The organism is Flavobacterium sp. 22659, from assembly GCF_052044235.1.
Taxonomy (GTDB): Bacteria; Bacteroidota; Bacteroidia; order Flavobacteriales; family Flavobacteriaceae; genus Flavobacterium; species Flavobacterium johnsoniae.
In genome coordinates this window covers 131,229-150,348 of sequence record NZ_JBQEMU010000003.1, presented here as the reverse complement: position 1 = coordinate 150,348, position 19,120 = coordinate 131,229, and the positions used below count along the sequence as shown (strand labels likewise).

13 protein-coding genes are annotated in these 19,120 nt (G+C 33.9%); 6 read left to right on the top strand and 7 right to left on the bottom strand.

Going from position 1 to position 19,120, the window contains the following annotated elements:
* Positions 1-98: 98 nt before the first annotated feature.
* The 6 genes from ACTJIW_RS04415 to ACTJIW_RS04390 all read right to left on the bottom strand — a co-directional run bounded on the left by ACTJIW_RS04415 (position 99) and on the right by ACTJIW_RS04390 (position 6,405).
* Positions 99-1,127: an asparaginase gene (locus ACTJIW_RS04415; RefSeq protein WP_149205719.1), complete on the bottom strand. Its 1,029-nt coding sequence runs from the start codon at positions 1,125-1,127 to the stop codon at positions 99-101.
* The gene (locus tag ACTJIW_RS04410) at positions 1,117-2,253 is read right to left on the bottom strand and encodes a 1-acyl-sn-glycerol-3-phosphate acyltransferase (protein WP_012023360.1); all 1,137 of its coding nucleotides are present in this window, start codon (positions 2,251-2,253) and stop codon (positions 1,117-1,119) included. Before ACTJIW_RS04410 ends, ACTJIW_RS04415 begins: the two co-directional genes overlap by 11 nt.
* Before the next feature lie 64 nt (positions 2,254-2,317).
* Positions 2,318-3,097: a TatD family hydrolase gene (locus ACTJIW_RS04405; protein ID WP_121362581.1), complete on the bottom strand. Its 780-nt coding sequence runs from the start codon at positions 3,095-3,097 to the stop codon at positions 2,318-2,320.
* Positions 3,098-3,325: 228 nt separating this feature from the next.
* On the bottom strand, positions 3,326-4,969 hold the full coding sequence (locus ACTJIW_RS04400; protein ID WP_440714666.1) for a S41 family peptidase: 1,644 nt from the start codon (positions 4,967-4,969) through the stop codon (positions 3,326-3,328).
* 126 nt (positions 4,970-5,095) lie between these two features.
* Positions 5,096-5,818 (bottom strand): tetratricopeptide repeat protein, encoded by a 723-nt coding sequence (locus tag ACTJIW_RS04395; protein WP_440714667.1) that lies wholly within the window; start codon positions 5,816-5,818, stop codon positions 5,096-5,098.
* Between the two features lie 2 nt (positions 5,819-5,820).
* Positions 5,821-6,405 carry an RNA polymerase sigma factor gene (locus ACTJIW_RS04390; RefSeq protein WP_012023356.1) on the bottom strand — a complete coding sequence of 195 codons (585 nt, stop codon included), beginning with the start codon at positions 6,403-6,405 and terminating at the stop codon, positions 5,821-5,823.
* Positions 6,406-6,533: 128 nt separating this feature from the next.
* Here ACTJIW_RS04390 and ACTJIW_RS04385 point away from each other — a divergent pair, with 128 nt between their 5' ends.
* The 6 genes from ACTJIW_RS04385 to ACTJIW_RS04360 all read left to right on the top strand — a co-directional run bounded on the left by ACTJIW_RS04385 (position 6,534) and on the right by ACTJIW_RS04360 (position 15,783).
* Positions 6,534-6,833 carry a hypothetical protein gene (locus ACTJIW_RS04385; protein ID WP_012023355.1) on the top strand — a complete coding sequence of 100 codons (300 nt, stop codon included), beginning with the start codon at positions 6,534-6,536 and terminating at the stop codon, positions 6,831-6,833.
* 78 nt (positions 6,834-6,911) lie between these two features.
* Positions 6,912-7,901: a hypothetical protein gene (locus ACTJIW_RS04380; RefSeq protein ID WP_440714668.1), complete on the top strand. Its 990-nt coding sequence runs from the start codon at positions 6,912-6,914 to the stop codon at positions 7,899-7,901.
* A 111-nt stretch (positions 7,902-8,012) separates the two neighbouring features.
* Positions 8,013-9,965, top strand: coding sequence for a PKD domain-containing protein (locus ACTJIW_RS04375; RefSeq protein ID WP_440714669.1), 1,953 nt, complete (start codon positions 8,013-8,015; stop codon positions 9,963-9,965).
* A 92-nt stretch (positions 9,966-10,057) separates the two neighbouring features.
* Complete coding sequence (locus tag ACTJIW_RS04370) at positions 10,058-12,712, top strand: CHAT domain-containing protein (RefSeq protein ID WP_440714670.1); 2,655 nt, start codon at positions 10,058-10,060, stop codon at positions 12,710-12,712.
* Positions 12,664-13,101: a retropepsin-like aspartic protease gene (locus tag ACTJIW_RS04365; protein WP_012023351.1), complete on the top strand. Its 438-nt coding sequence runs from the start codon at positions 12,664-12,666 to the stop codon at positions 13,099-13,101. Before ACTJIW_RS04370 ends, ACTJIW_RS04365 begins: the two co-directional genes overlap by 49 nt.
* Before the next feature lie 51 nt (positions 13,102-13,152).
* Positions 13,153-15,783 carry a T9SS type A sorting domain-containing protein gene (locus ACTJIW_RS04360; protein WP_440714671.1) on the top strand — a complete coding sequence of 877 codons (2,631 nt, stop codon included), beginning with the start codon at positions 13,153-13,155 and terminating at the stop codon, positions 15,781-15,783.
* 138 nt (positions 15,784-15,921) lie between these two features.
* Here the strand turns inward: ACTJIW_RS04360 and ACTJIW_RS04355 are convergent, their stop codons facing one another.
* On the bottom strand, positions 15,922-19,098 hold the full coding sequence (locus ACTJIW_RS04355) for an efflux RND transporter permease subunit (protein ID WP_440714672.1): 3,177 nt from the start codon (positions 19,096-19,098) through the stop codon (positions 15,922-15,924).
* Positions 19,099-19,120: the final 22 nt, after the last annotated feature.

The following is a 19,120-nucleotide window of genomic DNA, read 5'->3' as shown; positions in this document are numbered from 1 at the left end:
TTTTTCTACCAATGAGATATTCCTATGGAATATTCTCGTCGTGATGAATCTTCAACTTTGTCAAAGTTCTTTATTTCAAAATAGATTGTAATTTAAATTTAAGATATTTCCCCGCGAAGTGCCGTTTCAAAAATATCTTTAAACTCGTTTTGAGGAATATTATGACCCAGTAAATACATCAATTTTGTAATTGCGGCTTCTGTAGTAATGTCTTTTCCGGAAATAACACCTAAAGATTTTAAAGCAGTACTGGTTTCATACTGTCCCATATTCACGCTTCCGCCAGAACATTGTGTTACGTTTACGATATGCATTCCGGATTTAATGGCTTTTTCAATTAAATTTAAAAACCAATCTTCGGTTGGAGCATTTCCTGAACCGTAAGTTTCCAGAATAATTCCTCTTAAACCTTTAGTTGCCAGAATTGAAGCCAAAACAATTTCGCTCATTCCCGGAAACATTTTAATAATGGCTACGTGGTTGTCTAAGTTTTTATGAACGATTAATTTTGCATCTTTATTTACAGGAAGAAATAAATGTTTGTTCAATTTTAGATGAACTCCAGATTCTACCAATTCCGGATAATTTGGTGCTGTAAAAGCCCTGAAATGTTCAGCATTTACTTTTGAAGTTCGGTTTCCACGGTACAATTTGTATTCAAAATACAAACAGACTTCGGTAATAACCGGTTTTCCGTCTTCTAAAAGTGATGCAATCTGAATGGCTGTAATCAGGTTTTCTTTTGCATCGGTACGCAAGTCTCCAATTGGCAATTGCGAACCTGTAAATACAACTGGTTTTGCTAAATTCTCGAGCATAAAACTCAATGCTGAAGCCGAATACGACATCGTATCTGATCCGTGAAGAACAACAAATCCGTCGTATGAAGCGTAATTTTCCTCAATAATTGTGGCAATTTTGGTCCACATTTGAGGATTCATATTCGAAGAATCAATTGGATGTTCAAATGAAATCGATTCGATTTCGCAATCCAATTGTTTAATTTCTGGAATTTTCTGAATTAATTTACCAAAATTGAAGGCTTTAAGCGCTCCAGTTTCAAAGTCTTTGCTCATACCGATGGTTCCTCCGGTATAAATCAATAATATTTTTGCTTTAGATGACATCTTGGTATTTTAATTTATTGACAACAGGATTGGCATACATAGCCAAAAATCCTTGTCTGGTAACAGGATTATCGCTTCCAATTCTCATTTCTAAACGACGTTCAAAAAGCTGTTTTTCGCTTTCTTTGTATTTGTCTGCAAATCGGCTGGTGTCGTTTAAAATATCGTAAGCAATAAAATTAGTCGGCCATAATTGATAATTTTTCAAAACAACATCGTCAATAGTCTGTGCCAAAGCCTGAACTTGTTTGTTTACATTGTCGTTTTCGGCTACAATCTGATCGATTTCTGTATCTAAAACATCACCAACAGAAATATGTATTCTTTTTTTAGTTCCCATGATTCCACTCAAAATGGTCATGAAATCTTCATTTTTGTCTTTTACGTAAACTTCGTTGTTTGCTTCTGCCATTAATTGCGGCATTTTCAATACATCAGTCGGATCATATTCATAAGAAATAGAAACCGGAACGATTTTTAGTTTCTTAAAATAATCCATTAAGTTTTGTTCGTCAGACCCCATTCCAATCATTTTTAAAACTCCCGGATTGGTTTCGTCATTCCCGTCTTTTGTTCTTCCTTCTCTTTGAGCAATCCAAACCGAACGGTTTTCGCGAAGCAGTAACTGTCCCATATATTCAGAAAGCAATTTAGAACTTTGCAGCATTTCACGAGGCGATAAACCTCTTAAAACCAAAAAGTTTCGGTTTAATTTTGCTAAAGTTGCCAAGAAAGCTTTCTTTACTAAATTATCTCCAATTGCCGAAGCTGTCATTACTAAACCATGTTCGAATAAACAAACATTTAATAATGTAGTATCTAAAAGAATATCTCTATGATTTGAGATAAACAAATAAGAAGTATTTGGTTCTAATTTTTCAAAGCCTGAAGTAGTTAAACCTTCTGAGCTTTTTTCAAGAACTTTTTGGATGGTGTTATAAATAAAATTGCATTGAAAATCACGAATAGAATGTGTTTTCTTTAACTGTTCCTTCCAAACCTCATCTTCTACATCCGGAAAAGTAAAGTTCATCATGGTTTTCATCATTGGGTGATTTACAACATCATGAAGGGCTTCATTTATTTCGGTATCATAAAAAGGTCGAATGGCATCAAATTTCTGCATTATTTATATAGGTTTTAAGTGGGCAAAAGAACAAAAAAAAAATTAAAGTTTTGTAAGGCACAGGTTAAATCCCAAAAACGTCTTTTGAGTTTTGTGTTGTGATTACTGCTATTTCTTCTGCAGAAACGCCATATACTTCGCTTAATTTAGCTATTACGTTGACTAGATAGCTGCTTTCGTTTCTTTTTCCTCTATACGGAATTGGTGCTAAATATGGAGAATCTGTTTCAAGAACGATGTGTTTTAAATTGATTTGATTTAAAAACTGATCAATTTTTCCGTTCTTAAAAGTCACAACACCGCCAATTCCTAATTTCATATTATAAGAAATGGCCTGCAATGCTTGTTCTAAAGTTCCGGAAAAACAATGAAAAATCCCAAATAAATCTTCAGATTTTTCTTCTTCTAAAATTTCGAATATTTCATCAAAAGCTTCACGACAGTGAATTACGATTGGCAATTTGTATTGTTTTGCCAGTTGAATTTGTCTTTTAAAAGCAATTTGCTGTTCTTTTAAATGTGTTTTATCCCAATACAAATCGATTCCTATTTCACCTACTGCATAGAATTTTCGCTTTGATAATTCGGTTTCAACATGGGCTAATTCGGTTTCATAATTATCCTTTACGTAGGTTGGATGCAACCCCATCATGAGGAAAATGTTATCAGGATAATTTTTCTCTAAATCGTACATCGATTGTGTCGCCGCCGCATCGATTGCTGGAATAAAAAAACGGGTAACTCCGGCATCAATGGCGCGTTGAATCATTTCGTTACGATCCTGATCAAATTCTTCAGAATATAAATGGGTATGTGTATCGGTAATAATGGGTGTTGAATTCAAGGCTCTAATTTTAAAATGCCAAAATTACGACAATATTAAAAGAATAGCAATTTCGTGTGAAATGGCACACGGATGAAACTGATTCACTTTGTAAAAACGCTGAGTTCAACGGATTTTTTTATGCTTTTTGTCAGACTGAGCGAAGTCGAAGTCAAATACAGATTATCGCTTATCTTAGTCGATTCAAAATGCAATGCTTCGACTTTTCTCCTGAAGACAGACCAATGTTTACTTTCCGGTTTCAATAAACAGCAAAGCACGATCTAAAACTTCATCTCTACCTTCCTGAATCCCTTTTATGGTTGGTTTTACTTCAATATCTGGTACAATTCCTATACGCTGTGTTTCTCTGCGGTCTGGATAATAAACCCCAAGTCCTGTATATCTGGTATGAAAACCTTTAAAATCAAGATCTACTGCATTCCCGTCTGTTCCTGCTGTCTGACTGCCTATAATTGTTGTATTTCCTGCTGTTTGAAAACACATTGCTGTCCATTCTGACTGGCTTAGTGACTTTTCATTTAGCAGTACAATCGCTTTCCCTTTATAATTATCTTTATTATTAAATCCGCATTTTCGTCCATCTACCCATTTGTATTTTCCCGGGTAGTTTAAATAAGGTTCTGTATAATCGCAAAATTTCTTTTCCTCAGCATTTAAAAAATCAGAGATCTCTTTCCAGGTTCCGTTTGGATAATTTCTCATATCAAAAACAATTGCCTTTGTAGATTTTAAGGCATCGATCATGTCTGGAATATTTTTAGGTTTTATAGCTCCCATATTTACGTAACCGACATTATTATCCAAAAGCTTAAACTTTTCCTTTGGTTTTACAGCGCCTTTTTTAAATTCATTTCGATGAGAATCATGATAATCATGCCAAATCATATTTTTTATTTCGTACTTCCCATCTTTTAAAAATTCTACCGAAACATTATCCTGATCAGTACTCAAAATTCTATAAACTACTTTATCTAAAAGTTTAGCTTCGTTTGATGCACATACTAAATCTCTGTTTTGCTCGATTAATTCTTTTATGGTTTTACCATTTATTTTAGTAATTACAGTTCCTATTTTAATATTATCTGCTTCGGCAAGACTATCTCCTAAAATCTCGGTAATAACCAATTTATCATCGATTATTTTGCCTGCTGCAGGGAAATGATTTAATGAGCGATAAACAGTTGGACCATAAATTGGAGTTTCGACATGGCTGTCATTAAGTTTTGAAGTTAGTTTTTTAAGTGCGAGATAAAAATCAGCTTCATTTTTAGCATCAGCGATAGATGGCAGTGACTGTTCTAAACTCAAATCCCATTTTTGATCCATAACATATTTATATGGAAAATAATATTCAATTAAATTCCAATAGGCAAAAAGCATCAATATTCTGGAATCTTTATTGTTATAATCAAGATCAAAATAGTTTTTTGTCATTTTTAAACCATCAAAACCATGTTCAAAATCTTCATTGCTTTGAAACCTGTTTTCTTCAATAAATTTTAATTTCTTCGAAAGTTTTTTAGAAAACAAATTATTATTAAACCAGGATAAGTCGAAATTCTTATCAAAAAGCTCCACATCTTTTGGTGCAGGAATTGGCGCAATTTCTTTTACTGGTCCAAGATCGTCAATCCAGTTTTCAAGAAGCAGTGAAAACTCTTCTTTGGTTTGTGCTTTTTCAATTTTAGGAAGTTTTTCTAAAAGCTGCTTATCCCAATTGATTTCTCCACTGGCAGCTTTTGGATGATAATATTTTAAGAAACCCCAGACTTTGCAGGTTGCAAAGAGTTTTTCGGTTTCAGTAATTTTAGGAGCGCAGAATGTAATTTGTGAAAGTGTAATAAAAAGAAATAAAGTAATTTTTTTCATTAATTGAGACTGGTTAGGTTTTGATTGTTTTTGGTTATGCTGTAAAATAGAAAATCGAATTTAGAATTAAAATTCCAAATTCGATTGAGGTTTTCCGTAAAGGAGAAATATTTTATTAAGAATAATCTAATCCAGCTGATGTAAAAGTTCTTCTACCTGATCATAGCCTTCGTAATCTTCAGATATGCTTTCAAGAATTTGTTTACAAGCTTCATAATCTTTTTGTTTCAACTTAGATAAAGCCAAATACCAAAGTGCTTTTTCTTTGTAAACAGAAGTTCCTGCATGTATTTCATTAAAAACAGCTTCGGCTTTTAAATAATGGCTTTCTTCTAATAAAGAAACGCCGTAAAAAAACTGAATCTCTGCTGTTTTTTGTTTCTGTAAAACGGTTTCAAAAAGCGGAATGGCTTTGTTATATCTTTTTGCGTTATAAGCTTCTTCTGCTTGTTTTAAAGACTCATTGACTGTTCCTCTTACTGTAAATGAGGCTTGTTCCGGATCGTTATAATCAGCAAAAGCCGGATTTTGATTATAGTTGAAAAAGAATAACCCAAATAGAACTGCAACCGAAGCTGCAACTGCTAAATACCATGGTTTTAAACCAATTACTTTTGTTTTGTTATTGAAATGTTTCTCTGATATCTGAGTCAGATTTTGTTTAAAAGCTTCTCGTTCCTGTTCAATTCCAAATTTATTGCCTAATTGAAATTGTACTTCTTTAAAAGTTTCAAATTCTGATGCAAATTCAGGATCTTCCAACAATTGTTTTTCAAAATCATTTTTAGCATCAGCAGTTAATTCGCCCTGAAGATATTGATCAAATAATATGTAACGTTCTTCGTTCATGACTAATTGTTTTTTAAAGATTTAAAGTTTTTTGCTTCCTGAATCCACTGTGTTAACTGACCAACGCATAATGATTTTTTCTTGCGGACATAACCATACGTTACGTTTAGTTTTTCGGCCACTTCTTCCATCGATTTAATTTCAAAACTCAGTTTTAAAAGCTCTTTGCATTTATCTCCCAGTTTCTCAAACATGGTGTCAAAAAGCTCTTGTTTTTCATCAAATTGTTCGGTTTGACCAATTAACTCATGCGCAGATTCATTGATAGATAAAACGTCTTCAATAATTGTTACCCCTTTATTAGATGTTTTTTTCAGTTCATTGAGCCATTTTCTTTTACACAATAAAAAGAAATAAGCATCAAAAGGGCAGGTTAGTTTTAACGAATTGGCTTTGGCCTGATTAAAAAGCAAAATCAATATTTCCTGAACTACATCCTGTGCCTGGTCTCTATCGCCGGAATTGTTCATAATAAACATAACGACTTTAGGAACAAACTTTTTATATATAGATTGAATTACCAGCGAATTATTTTCGGCAAGACCATCAATATATTTTTGGTCAGGATGTATTTTGTTTTTATCCATAAAAAAACTTTTAATCAGATAAAGTTAAAAAGAATCTCAAATAAATTTCAATCAAATGGGTAACAATTAACAATTTCAATTGATATAAGCAGACAGAAATCTTTTAAAACAGTTAAAATTAAGAGAAAATGGAAACGTATCAATTTACAGACGAAAAGACTTTAGATAAATTTTACAAAATGATTTCGGCTAAAACACGAAATGGTTTTGTAATCGTAGAACACAACGAGAAACTGCCGTATGTTGTTTTGTCTAAAGAAAAAAAAGCAGTTAAACATACCTTTCATTTACTGCTTACCTGTCTCACTTTCGGACTTTGGTCTGTTGTATGGATTTATTTAATCATTACGCTTTCGCGAAAGCAGAGCATTCTTGTGGCTGTTGACGAAGATGGAAATCTTTTTGAAGACAAATGTCTTTCGGCATAAATAAAAAATAAAAACAGGGGTAACAAAATATTTACCTCGAACATCTATCAATATAATAATCATTAAAAACCAGAAATTATGAATACAAATTTTAAAACAATCGGACTTTTATTCCTTTTACTAATCTCTTTTATAAGCTGTGATAACAGTGACGTAGAAAATGGCAGTGATCTTATTTTACCTCCAACTTCGGCAGCATTTAAAAGTATTAACGAAAAAGGTGTAAAAAGAAATACTCAAAATTTTACCATGACAGCAGGAAATGGTGTGGTAACTTTAACTTCGGCAAAAGGAGTAAAATTATATATCAACGGAGACTGTTTAACTAAAAACGGAAATCCTGTAACCGGACAAGTTGATATTGAATACATCGAACTTTTTGATAAAGGAAATATGCTGGTAACCAATAAACCAACAATGGGAATTACTGCCGACGGAAAGAAAAACCTTTTAATTTCTGGTGGAGAATTTTTTATCAAAGCAACTCAAGGCGGTGTAGAACTTCAAACTTCCTGCACCATGAACATGATTGTTCCAACTGCTTTAACAGACGGCTATGATAATTTAATGACTTTATGGACTGGAGTAATTGATGATAAAGGAGAATTGGCCTGGAGAGAAGCAAAAGCAAATGCAGACGGAACCGGCGGAAAAGGCGGCGTTCAAGGCGAAGGAAACAATTATTATGTAACTTTTGGAAACTTTGGATGGACTAATGTTGACCGTTTTTACAGCGATCCAAGACCAAAAACAACTATTTTAGTAGATGTTCCAGACGGATACAATAACACAAACAGCGCTGTTTATCTTTCTTATGACGGCGAAGGAACAAATGCTCTTGCAAAACTGGACACTTATACTGCCGAAGGATTGTTTAGTGAACATTACGGACAAATTCCTGTTGGATTAGCCTGCCACATCATTTTTGCCACAGAAGATAATGGCAGCTGGCGATATGCAATTAAGGGAGTAACAACAACTGCAAATACTACATATACCTTTACACAAGCCGAAACAACAGTCGGTACAGAAGCCCAGCTTGTTGCTGCAATTAATGCCATTCAGTAACTAACAAATGCTTTTTTAAGAAAAAGTGATGATTTGCTCATCACTTTTTTTTACATTTAATCTTGTTTTAAAATTGATTTTTAAGATTTTAGAACCCAAAACTATCTAGTTATGAAACCACAACTGTCTATTTTCTTTATTCTATTCTCGATTTTTTCAATAGGGCAAACCAAAGTAAAAGACACCATAACCCGAAGAGCTGTTATTGGTTTTATCCAAAATGGAAATGCTGTAAATTTTAAACCCGAAACACCGCCATTGATTCCAATTGCGGGTGCTCCAAAACCAAGTTATTCGTATTTATGGGAACTGGGCGACGGTCATTACAGCAAAGAAGCAGAACCTAAGCATGTTTATAAAAAGAAAGGAACTTACACGACAAGACTTGCCGTAACAAATAATTACGACAACGGAAAACCGCCGGCAACACGTCCGAAAAAAGTCGCTGTAAATGATATTACCGATACCAATTATAAAGACATTGCTTCTATAGCAGATCAAAACGGTTTTGCAATTTTAAAAAACTGCGATCCTATTCCGGAGCAGGAAATGGTAGTCGTTGTGAGTTATCAAAATCTGGAGAATTATGTTTCCAGCGGCAAGCTTTATTTATTTTATAATGAAAAACAATTCAAACACAATAACTTTGAATTAAGTGATTTTAGAACTTATGCTGACGAACGTGAAATTAAAGAAAACTTAACGGCATCTGTAAACGATCTTGACGATTCTAATAATTATCTGGCTTCTGCTGAAAACAGTTTCAAACTTAAAAAATACCGAAATACAACTACTGAGGAAGATCTTGATGCTTCACTTTTAGATGCTCATAAAATCTACCATAATGTTTCTGTTTTAGAATTTGATAATGCTGATCCGGGAGAAACACGAAATGTTTTTTACACATTTAAAACCACTCCCGAAATGATAAAAGATACCAGCGCAACGGTTACCATGCGCGGGATTTTTGTTCCTAATCGAAGCTATAAAAACCATAAGATTAAAAACCTTGAGATGGAAATTGTAACGTCTCACGATCCAAATAAAATGGGGTCGAACGGACGTTTTATGAATTATAGACTGGTACGTTTTAAAAGGGTTAATTTTAAAACCCGTTTTCAAAATAATGGTGAAGGACCGGCCCGAAAAATTCGTTTAGAAACTGATATTCCGGATATGTTCGACAAGAAAACTTTCCAGATAGAAAGTATGTATCCAGAATGTCCGATCTGCCCAAAAGGCGAAGAACCAACCGTGAGTTGTCTCGATACGATTATCAAACAAAAACAGATCATTTTTACCTTTAAGAACATTTATCTGCCGGGAACAGAACAGAAAAATGTAAAAGAAAAAGACAGTACAAAAGGTTTTGTAAAATATTCTATGAAGTTTGGCGAGGACTTTCATAAAGTAAAAACCAAAAGCCGGACTTCGATTATATTCGACAAAAACGAACCTATAATTACGAACTACGCCACTACCCAATTTCTGCCCGGAATTTCTATTGGCGTAAAAGCCGGATATAATTTTTATCCTGATTTAGACAAATCAACAAGTTATTTTGTGGGCGCAACGCTTTCGCCTTTTAAATCTTATCGCTTTTACTGGCAGGTAGAATGGACAAATGCCTTAAATCAGTACAATAGTGCTGTAACAGTTACAGACCAATTGAATACGAATGCAAACGGAACAAGACAATTGGTACGCACGACAACCTCAACTGAAAACAAAAACATCAATTGGGAAGTTCCTGTTTTAATTCGGTATAACCTTAATAATTATATTGGCATTGGTGCCGGAATTCAGGCTAATATAAATGTTTCGCAAGAGCAGAATCAAAATATAAAAGTTGATACGTATGAAGGCGATAAAGAGAACTTTTTAATTAATTCGACTACAACAAGCAATCAAACAAAAACTTCTTTTGCCGATTTTAAAACCGGGCTTTTATTTGATTTAACTGCAGGTTTCGCCAGAATTGGTCCAAGTTTGGGAGCGCGTTATGTAATTAATTTTGAACAGAATTTCAATTATTTTCAGGTTTATGGAATATGGAAGTTTTAAAGTTATTACACGAAGATTTTCGGAGAGATTTTCCACGAATCAATGCTGAAATAATTTGTGGAAATCCGTGAAATTCGTGGCAAAAAAATAATATGAACTTATATAACTTATATGGTTTAATCTTTATTTTCCTAACTCTGAATGCTTTCGGGCAGAATCAGGAAGATAAAATTTACCATGCAATTGATGTTTTTACTGCTCATCCTTCTGCAAAAGCAATACAGGATTTATCAAATACCGAGGCTGATTTTTGGAGAAATCCAAAACCAAAAACCAAGGATGAATTACTAGCTGTCGTGGTTTTAAACTGCAATAAAGCCTATTATGAAAACCAATTTGGGCAGACACAAAATGCCATTTCAAGTTATGAAAAAGCGTGGCAGATTTACCAGAAACAAAAGCTCAGCAATTACGATATTATAGAATTCTGCTTAAAACCTTTAGGAAACTTATATACGGTTCTGGGCGATTATGACAGCGCCGAAAACACTATAAAACAATATTATTTTATTGTAAATACTTCTAAAAATTATCCCGATGCACAAAACCAAAAATTTGCTGCAATTTTAAATTTATCTAATGTTTATCAAAGTTCTGGGAAAATTTCTTCGGCAATTGAAGTTTTAGAAAATACGCTGAAAACAGAAAAATTATCGAATTCTCAAAAAGGAATTTTACTCAATAATCTGGGAAATAATTATTGGTTAAATTCTAAACAATTCATTAAAAATGCTCCTCAAAATGCAGAAAAAGCATTCCTGTCTTCAATAGAATATTTGAAAAACGAAAAAGGCCAATTTGAAACTTTATCCAATTCTTATCGCAATTTAGCTTCAATGAACCGGCAATGGCAGCAATTTGACATTGCTGATTCTTATATGCAGAAGGCAGAAAAACTTCTTTTAGAAACAAAAAATCAACAACCTAGAAAACGGGCCAAACTCTATTATGAAAAAGCTTTGCTGCTTTTTGATGAACAAAAATATGAGGAAAGCGCCAAACAGATTTCAATCGTTTTTAAAACCCTGATTCCAAATTATAATTCAAAAGATATTCTTCCGAATAAAAATCAATTGTATGCTGAAACTGTTTTGGTTGATGCGCTCGATTTACAGGCAGAAATTCTAAAAATCAAAGATCCTAAAAATGCATTAAAGGCTTTTGGACTTTCGTTCTACATTGAAGATTTATTGATGAATAGTCTGGTTTATGAAAACTCAAAAATCCTGATGCAATTGCGATCCCGAAATCGTACCGAAAAATGTATTTCTGTTTATGATGAACTGTTCAGTAAAGAAGGAAAAACGAAATATCTGGAAGAAGCTTTTCAATTATCAGAAAAAACAAAATCGGGTATTTTAAAAGGTTATCGTTCGAATATTAAAAATGCTTCTGCAGAAGAAAAACAGCTTTTGCAAGAACTGCAAGACTTAAATAATGCGATTTTAAAAGAACAGCAAAAAGGAGATTCGGCCAATATTTCAAAAATCAATACACTAATAAAACAGCAAAATGAAGTGATGATTTCGCTGAAAAAAGTGCAGTCTGAAAATACAGATTATATTCCTGAAAAATGCGATGTCAAAGCGCTGCTTTCAAAATTAAAGAAAGATAAAGCGATGATGGTTTATTATTTTATGGGATCTGAAAAGCTGTATTTTTTTGTTTTACAAAACGATCAAATTGATCTAAATCATATTAATATTACTCATCTTGGTATTCCAAGAATTGCCCAGTTTATAGATTATTTTAACAGTCCGGATGCTATTACAAATGATATTTCGGGTTATAATCATTATGGAAAAGATGTTTATGATTTATTAAAACTTCCTAATAATTCTGTTTACAAAAACCTTGTCATTGTTCCTGACGGAATTTTAAATTTTCTCCCTTTTGAAGCTTTAATTACTCAGGAATCTAATACAACGAATTTTGCTAAAATGCATTATTTACTTAATGATTTCAGGATTGCTTATACTACTTCGGCAAATATTTATCTGAATGCTAAACCTGTTTCAAAATCTAAAAAAACAGTTTTGGGCGTTTTTCCGGTGTTTGAAGGCACTTCTTTCGAGCTTAGTTATTCGAAAAAAGAACTAGAATCTATTCGCCGTAATTTTAAAGGGAAATATTTAGAAAATTCGAATGCAGGTTTTGCTGATTTTAAAAATAATGCTTCAAATTATTCTATTCTTCATTTGAGTACGCACGCTTCTTCTGGCGATATTGAAACTCCGGCAAGTATTAAATTTTACGATCAGGAAATCCTGTATTCAGAATTGTATAATCTGCATATAAATCCTGATTTAGTTGTTTTAAGTGCCTGCGAAACCGGAATTGGAAAATTGTACAAAGCCGAAGGCGCGATGAGTATTGCAAGAGGTTTTCAGTTTGCCGGAGCACAGAATTTGTTGTTTTCTTTATGGAAAGTAAATGATTTTACGACTTCGGTTTTTATGTCTGATTTTTATAAAAATGTCAAAAATGATGTTTCTTATTTTGAAGCCAACACTAATGCAAAACGGGAATATTTGAACGATAAATCGATTCCGAATGCTAAGAAATCGCCTTATTATTGGAGTTCTTTTGTGTATTACGGCTCAATTTCGGCAGAAGAAAAATCAGGAAATTATATCTATTACGTGATTAGCTTTTTGATTGTAATTGGCTTATTTTTGGGTTTCAATCATTATCGAAAATGGAAAATCTTCACGAGATTCTCAAAAAAGAGAATTACAAAAAAATAAAGTTTAAAGTTACCAAAACACAACATCTGCAGATAAAAGCCAAAATTAACGGCATTTCAGGAAATTTCATTTTAGATACGGGCGCTTCAAACACCTGCATTGGTTTTGAAAGCATTGAACGTTTTGAATTGTCTGCCAAAAAATCAAAAACAAAAGCTTCTGGCGCGGGCGGAACTGGAATGGCAACCCAAATTTCATCTCAAAATAAATTACAGTTAGGAAGCTGGAAAAACAAAGATTTCAGCATCGTAATTTTTGATCTTTCGCATGTAAATGAGGCTTTAGAATCGTACAAAGCTAAACCTGTTCACGGCATTATTGGCGCCGACGTTCTGCTTGAAGGCAAGGCGATTATAGATTATTTTAATCATTATTTGTATTTAAAGTAGGATTAAGTTTTTTCGTATATATTTGTTACTCCAATTAACAAACCTATACGTATGAAAAAAACTCTACTCTGTTTTCTTTTTCTGTTTACCAATCTATTTTATGCTCAAGTCAATAATATTGAGCATTGCTTTGGAGATAATTACTTTGATTTAACGGTCAATAATTCTCTTTTACTTGGTAATTTAAATCCCACAGAAACCACTATTAGTTTTCATTTAAGTCAGGATGATGCGAATAATAATTTAAATCCTATTTCGCAGCCTGCGCAATATAACAGCTCTGCACCATCTAAAACAATTTATGCCAGAATTGATAATAACGGAACTGTTACCACAAATTATTTTGATTTAAAAATATATGGACAGTTAAGCATTACACCTCTTACAACGCCTGTTAATTGTAACGGAATGAACAATGGTCATATAACTGTTATTCCATCTGGCGGTAAAGCTCCTTATGCGTATCAAGTAAATGGAGGTCCCTTTACTGTTTATAACGGCGGCTTAAATCCTCTGCAATTAGATAATTTATCTCCGGGAATTTACGTTATTCAGGCAAAAGATGCATTAAATTGTTCTACTGCAGTTTATCCAGTACAAATAGAACAGCCTGCCCTTTTGAATGCCAATGTAATAGTTGATAATCAAAATGTAATTATTGTTAATGCCTCAGGAGGAAAACCAGAATATGAATATTCATTAAATGGTTTAGACTATCAAAAAAGTCAATATTTTACGAACCTGCTGCCAGGAACATATAATGTGACTGTGAGAGATGCTAACCGCTGTATATTTCAAACTAATCCTATTGTAATTTATCCTCCGCTTACAGCTGCAGCCCAGTCAGAACCTGTTACTTGTAATCATTTAGGTATGATTACAGTTATAGCTGCTGGAGGAAACCCTTCTTATGTTTATTCTATTAATGGAAGTGATTTTTCTTCTATAAATGTATTTCATGATTTACCAGCGGGAAACTATGTAATAAAAGTTCGTGATGTAAAAAATAATGAAATAACTATACCTGTAGTAGTTTCTACTATAAATCCGCCAACGGTTACGGCTGAACTGCTAAAAAATGCTGTTTGCAAAGGATCTAATGATGGATCAATAACATTATTAGCATCTGGAGTTGGAAGCCAATATTTCTATTCTCTGGATTCAGTAAATTTTCAGGTTGATAATACTTTCTACAACTTAGGAGCCGGGACTTACACGGCGGTTGTTAAGGATAACTACGGATGTACATCATATCCGTTAAATTTCACAATAACAGAGCCAGAAATGCTTACGTCAACTGTCGCAGTAAACAATCAAACTATAACTGTTACGGCAGGCGGCGGAACTGGTACTTATAAATATTCTGTTGATTTGATAAACTATCAGGATAGTAACGTTTTTGAAAATCTGCCTAAAGGAACTTATTCCGTATATGTTAAAGATTCTAACGGCTGTGTGGTTTCAAAATCAGACATCGATATAAATCCAATATCACCGCTTACAGTACAAGCTACAGCAACTGCGATAAGCTGTAATATGCCGGGAATAATTACAGTTACTGCAAGCGGAGGTAGTGGTTCTTACCAATATTCATTTAACAATGGACAGACATTTACTAATTCGAATGTTTATTTTGTTGCATCTATTGGCATATATGTTATCATAGTTAAGGATTCTCAAAATAATACAGCGAATACTTCTGTAGAAGTACAGCAAACACCTTCTCTGGTAATTGTATCTGAACAGCAAAACATACAATGTAAAGGAGATAATAGTGGATTTATTAAAGTTAATGCATTGGGAGGACAGCCTTCTTATAAATATTCTATTAATGGCGGACCATTTGCAGCAGTTGATACTTTTTATGATCTGAGTGCTGGCACATATAACATAATAGGAAGAGATATTGCTGGCTGTGAGGCAATGATAGTTGTTACAATATCTGAACCTGCTGCTCCTTTAGTAACAAACGTAATAGTTGAAGAGCAAACTATTAAAATTGAATCTCATGGCGGGACTGGACAAATCGTATACAGTATCTCTCCAAATTTTGCTGAATTTTCTACTAATAACATTTTTACGAATTTAGCACCTGGGAATTATCAAATTATTGCACAGGATGTAAATGGCTGCTTTAACTTATCAGAAGTAGTAATTGAAGCTCCTGCTCCATTAATAGACGGAAAAAAAGAAATTGTTTTCGAATTTAAACCGGGACAGACTTTAGGAGATATTATCGTTAATGGTCAAAATATCAAATGGTACAGCAGTAAAGGTTTTTCAACTAATAAAACAGGTAAAAAAGCAATTGAGCCAACCTTACCGCTGACAACTGTTCTGGTAGATGGTGTAACGTATTATGCTTCGCAGACTGTAGACGGAGTTGAAAGCAGAGAACGCCTTGCTGTAACAGCAAAAATAAGTGGTTCTCTTTCTACAGATGATTTTGTTCTGCCGAATTTTAGATATTATCCAAATCCTGTTCAGCATGTTTTAAATATCAGCAATGCATCTAATATTGATGAAGTTGAGGTAATTTCGGTTTCAGGAAAATCTATTTTGGTAAAACAAATTAACAATACACATTCTGAAATTGATTTATCAAATGTTTCTTCCGGTCTTTATTTCTTAAAAGTAAAATCAGAAGGGCAGACTAAAACCATTAAGATTGTGAAAAAATAACGGGAACTAAATCTCAATAAAGAAATTCCAAATTCCAGTTAGCATACAAATCAATTTTGAAAATTATCAGAATTGATTCTAATAAAAAATCCCAAACTCCTTTCGGAATTTGGGATTTTTCGTCTAAAATTAAATCAATTAATGGGTATGTTTAGGATTAAAACCGTCTTCGCTTAATTCTGTATGCTCATAATCGGCAACCATTTCAGCTTCGTAGTCAATTTTTTCTCCTTTAGAGAATCTTCTAATAATTTTCTCCATAATATCATAAATAACCGGTACTACAATCAAAGTAAGGAATAATGATGAAATCAAACCTCCAATGATTACCCATGCTAGTCCGTTTTTCCATTCTGCTCCTGCTCCTGCTGCTAATGCAATTGGGAACATACCAAATACCATCGCAATTGTTGTCATCAAGATTGGACGTAAACGAGCGTGGTTTGCCTGGATTAATGCTCTTCTAATCGATTCTCCGGCCGCTCTTCGCTGATTGGTATAATCGACAAGCATGATCGCATTCTTACACACCAAACCAATCAACATGATTACCCCTAAAATGGTAAAGATATTTAATGTATTGTTTGTTAATGCCAGTGCAAATAAAACTCCAATGAACGAAAGCGGAATAGCAAATAATACAACAAACGGGTGAACGAAACTGTCATATAATCCAACCATTACAAGGTAAACCAAAATAATAGCGGCTAATAATGCGATTCCTAAAGTACCAAATCCTTCAGACTGGTTCTCTTGGTCACCACCCCAGATGTAGTTAACTCCTGTTGGTTTTTGCAGCTTATCTAATTTTGCCTGCCACTGCTGAACAATTGTTCCTGCCGGCACCCCAACATTCTGACCTTGTACGGTTACAGAAGCTGTTTTATCTCTACGCTCTAATTTACTTGGTCCAGAACCTTCTGTAATAGTAGCGAATTGGTTTAATTTAATCTGCTGGCCTGCATTGTTGATGAAAATCAAATTACTAACGTCTGTGATGTTTTTTCTATCAAATTCGTTGTATTTGATGTTGATGTCATATTCGTATTCACCAGCTCTAAATTTACCGTCAGTATTACCACTGTAAGCTGTCTGCATGGTTAAACCAACTGTTTGAAGAGTCAATCCTAAAGCAGCCATTTTATCTCTGTCAACCTGAACGTTAATCTCTGGGTTTCCATCTTCAACTGTTAATTTAATCTCAGTTGTTCCAGGAATAGTACGTAATTCAGCTTCTGCCATTTTAGCAAATTTCATAGCACTTTCTACGTTTGGACCTGTTACGATCAAACCTAAAGTTGCATCTTCTGCCGTTCCTAAGATACCTACAGGAACCGTTTTAACTTTGGCACCCACTAATACTTTTTCAAGTTTACGTTTTGTTTTAGCAGCATAAACGTTGGCATCATCTGTACGATCTTTTTGATCGATCATCTTAACGTCAATCTCAGCTTTGTAAGCAGTTGCCTGAGCAGCTCCTAATCCTTCACTGGTTTGTCCTACTGTTGTAATCTGGCTTAAAACATATTTCTCCCCTTTTAAGAAAGCTTCTGCTTTTTGAGTCATAAAGTTTGTCTGCTCTAAAGAAGCATCTTTTGGCATCTCAATCTGCACTAAGAATTCACCACTATCAGATGCTGCGAAGAATTCACCTCCAATATAACCGCCTCCCATTAACCAGAAGATTGATCCAAAGAACATTACCAGTACAATCGCCATAGTTTTAATATAGTGATCTAAACACCAGTTTAGTAAGTTTGATACCCAGTCAGTAAAACGAGTTAAATAGCTTTCGAATCCAAGAATAACTTTTCCAAAAAGATTTTTACCTTCAATATGCTCTAATTTTCCAAAACGTGAAGACAACCATGGAATAATAGTAAATGAAGCCAATAATGAGAACATTGTTGAAATAATTACCGTAACACAGAATTGTGTAATAATGTTTGATACCAATCCTGTACTCATTGCAATTGGCAGGAACACTACCACAATTACTAAAGTAATCGAAGTTACAGTACCTCCAATTTCAGCAGTTCCGTCATAAGCGGCACGAATTCGGCTTTTACCCATCTCCATGTGTCGGTAAATATTCTCCAGTACAACGATCGCGTCATCCACAAGAATACCAACCACAAGAGATAAACCAAGTAAAGACATTAAGTTAAGTGTATAACCTAATAAATAAATTCCAATAAATGTAGCGATCAAAGAGGCAGGAATAGATACCATTACAATCAATGAGTTTCTAATACTGTGCAGGAAGAACAACATTACAAATGCTACCAGAATAACCGCAATTAATAAGTCATGTACAACAGAATCTGCTGCTTCAAGCGTAAATACAGTACTGTCTTTTGCAATTTCTAATTTTAATTGAGCCGATTTATAATCGCTCTCTAATGTCTTAATTGTTTTAACCAACTGTTCACTTACCGCAACGGCATTTGCATCTGATTGTTTTACAATTTGAAGTACAATCGCACTTTTTTGATCTACACGCGCAATTTTCTCTGCGATTTTTTGTGTATCCTGAACATCAGCAATATCTCCTAAACGAACCTGGATTCCGTTTTGAGAAGAGACTACTAAGTTTCTTAATTCTTCAACATTTTTATATTTACCCGCTAAACGAATTAATATTTTTTGATTTCGAGTCTGGATATTACCCGTTGGGAAATCCAGATTTGAAGTTAAAATTGTCTGCTGTACCTGAGGAACAGAAAGTCCGTAACCCTGCATTTTTACAGCATCAAGATTTACCTGAATCTCACGTTCCTGACCACCAATAATGTTTACCTGCGCAACCCCTTGTACACGAGATAAAACTGGCGCAATCTTTTTATCGATCAAATCGTAAAACGCTGCTTCGTCCATTTTACCATTCGCACCAAGTGTCATAATTGGTAAATCACTCAAAGAGAATTTAGTTAACGAAGGCGGATCAGCATCATCTGGCAAATCACTCAAAATCGCATTAATTTTACGCTGAGCATCGTTCATCGAAATATCAACATTCGCATTTGAAGTTAATGTAATCGATACTACAGATAAACTCTCATAAGATTTAGAGTCAATTTTCTTGATATTTTCAAGAGATGCAATCGCATCCTCAATTTTCTTTGTAACAGTATTTTCAACCTCACTTGGAGAAGCTCCCGGATAAACAGTTGAAACCGTAATAACGTTGGTTTCGAATTTTGGGATCAGCTCATAGCCTAACTGGCTGTAACTGAACAATCCACCTAGAGTTAGAATTGTAAACAATACAATTACTAACGACGGACGTTTTATGGATATTTCGGCTAATTTCATATATTTTGTTTTAGGCTGTAGG

Excerpts from the sequence above, each read along its gene's own strand:
- ACTJIW_RS04410 (WP_012023360.1), bottom strand. The coding sequence starts at position 2,253 with ATGCAGAAATTTGATGCCATTCGACCTTTTTATGATACCGAAATAAAT.
- ACTJIW_RS04385 (WP_012023355.1), top strand. The coding sequence starts at position 6,534 with ATGGAAACGTATCAATTTACAGACGAAAAGACTTTAGATAAATTTTAC.
- ACTJIW_RS04380 (WP_440714668.1), top strand. The coding sequence starts at position 6,912 with ATGAATACAAATTTTAAAACAATCGGACTTTTATTCCTTTTACTAATC.
- ACTJIW_RS04415 (WP_149205719.1), bottom strand. The coding sequence starts at position 1,127 with ATGTCATCTAAAGCAAAAATATTATTGATTTATACCGGAGGAACCATC.
- ACTJIW_RS04395 (WP_440714667.1), bottom strand. The coding sequence starts at position 5,818 with ATGAACGAAGAACGTTACATATTATTTGATCAATATCTTCAGGGCGAA.
- ACTJIW_RS04360 (WP_440714671.1), top strand. The coding sequence starts at position 13,153 with ATGAAAAAAACTCTACTCTGTTTTCTTTTTCTGTTTACCAATCTATTT.
- ACTJIW_RS04370 (WP_440714670.1), top strand. The coding sequence starts at position 10,058 with ATGAACTTATATAACTTATATGGTTTAATCTTTATTTTCCTAACTCTG.
- ACTJIW_RS04390 (WP_012023356.1), bottom strand. The coding sequence starts at position 6,405 with ATGGATAAAAACAAAATACATCCTGACCAAAAATATATTGATGGTCTT.
- ACTJIW_RS04365 (WP_012023351.1), top strand. The coding sequence starts at position 12,664 with ATGGAAAATCTTCACGAGATTCTCAAAAAAGAGAATTACAAAAAAATA.
- ACTJIW_RS04375 (WP_440714669.1), top strand. The coding sequence starts at position 8,013 with ATGAAACCACAACTGTCTATTTTCTTTATTCTATTCTCGATTTTTTCA.
- ACTJIW_RS04355 (WP_440714672.1), bottom strand. The coding sequence starts at position 19,098 with ATGAAATTAGCCGAAATATCCATAAAACGTCCGTCGTTAGTAATTGTA.
- ACTJIW_RS04400 (WP_440714666.1), bottom strand. The coding sequence starts at position 4,969 with ATGAAAAAAATTACTTTATTTCTTTTTATTACACTTTCACAAATTACA.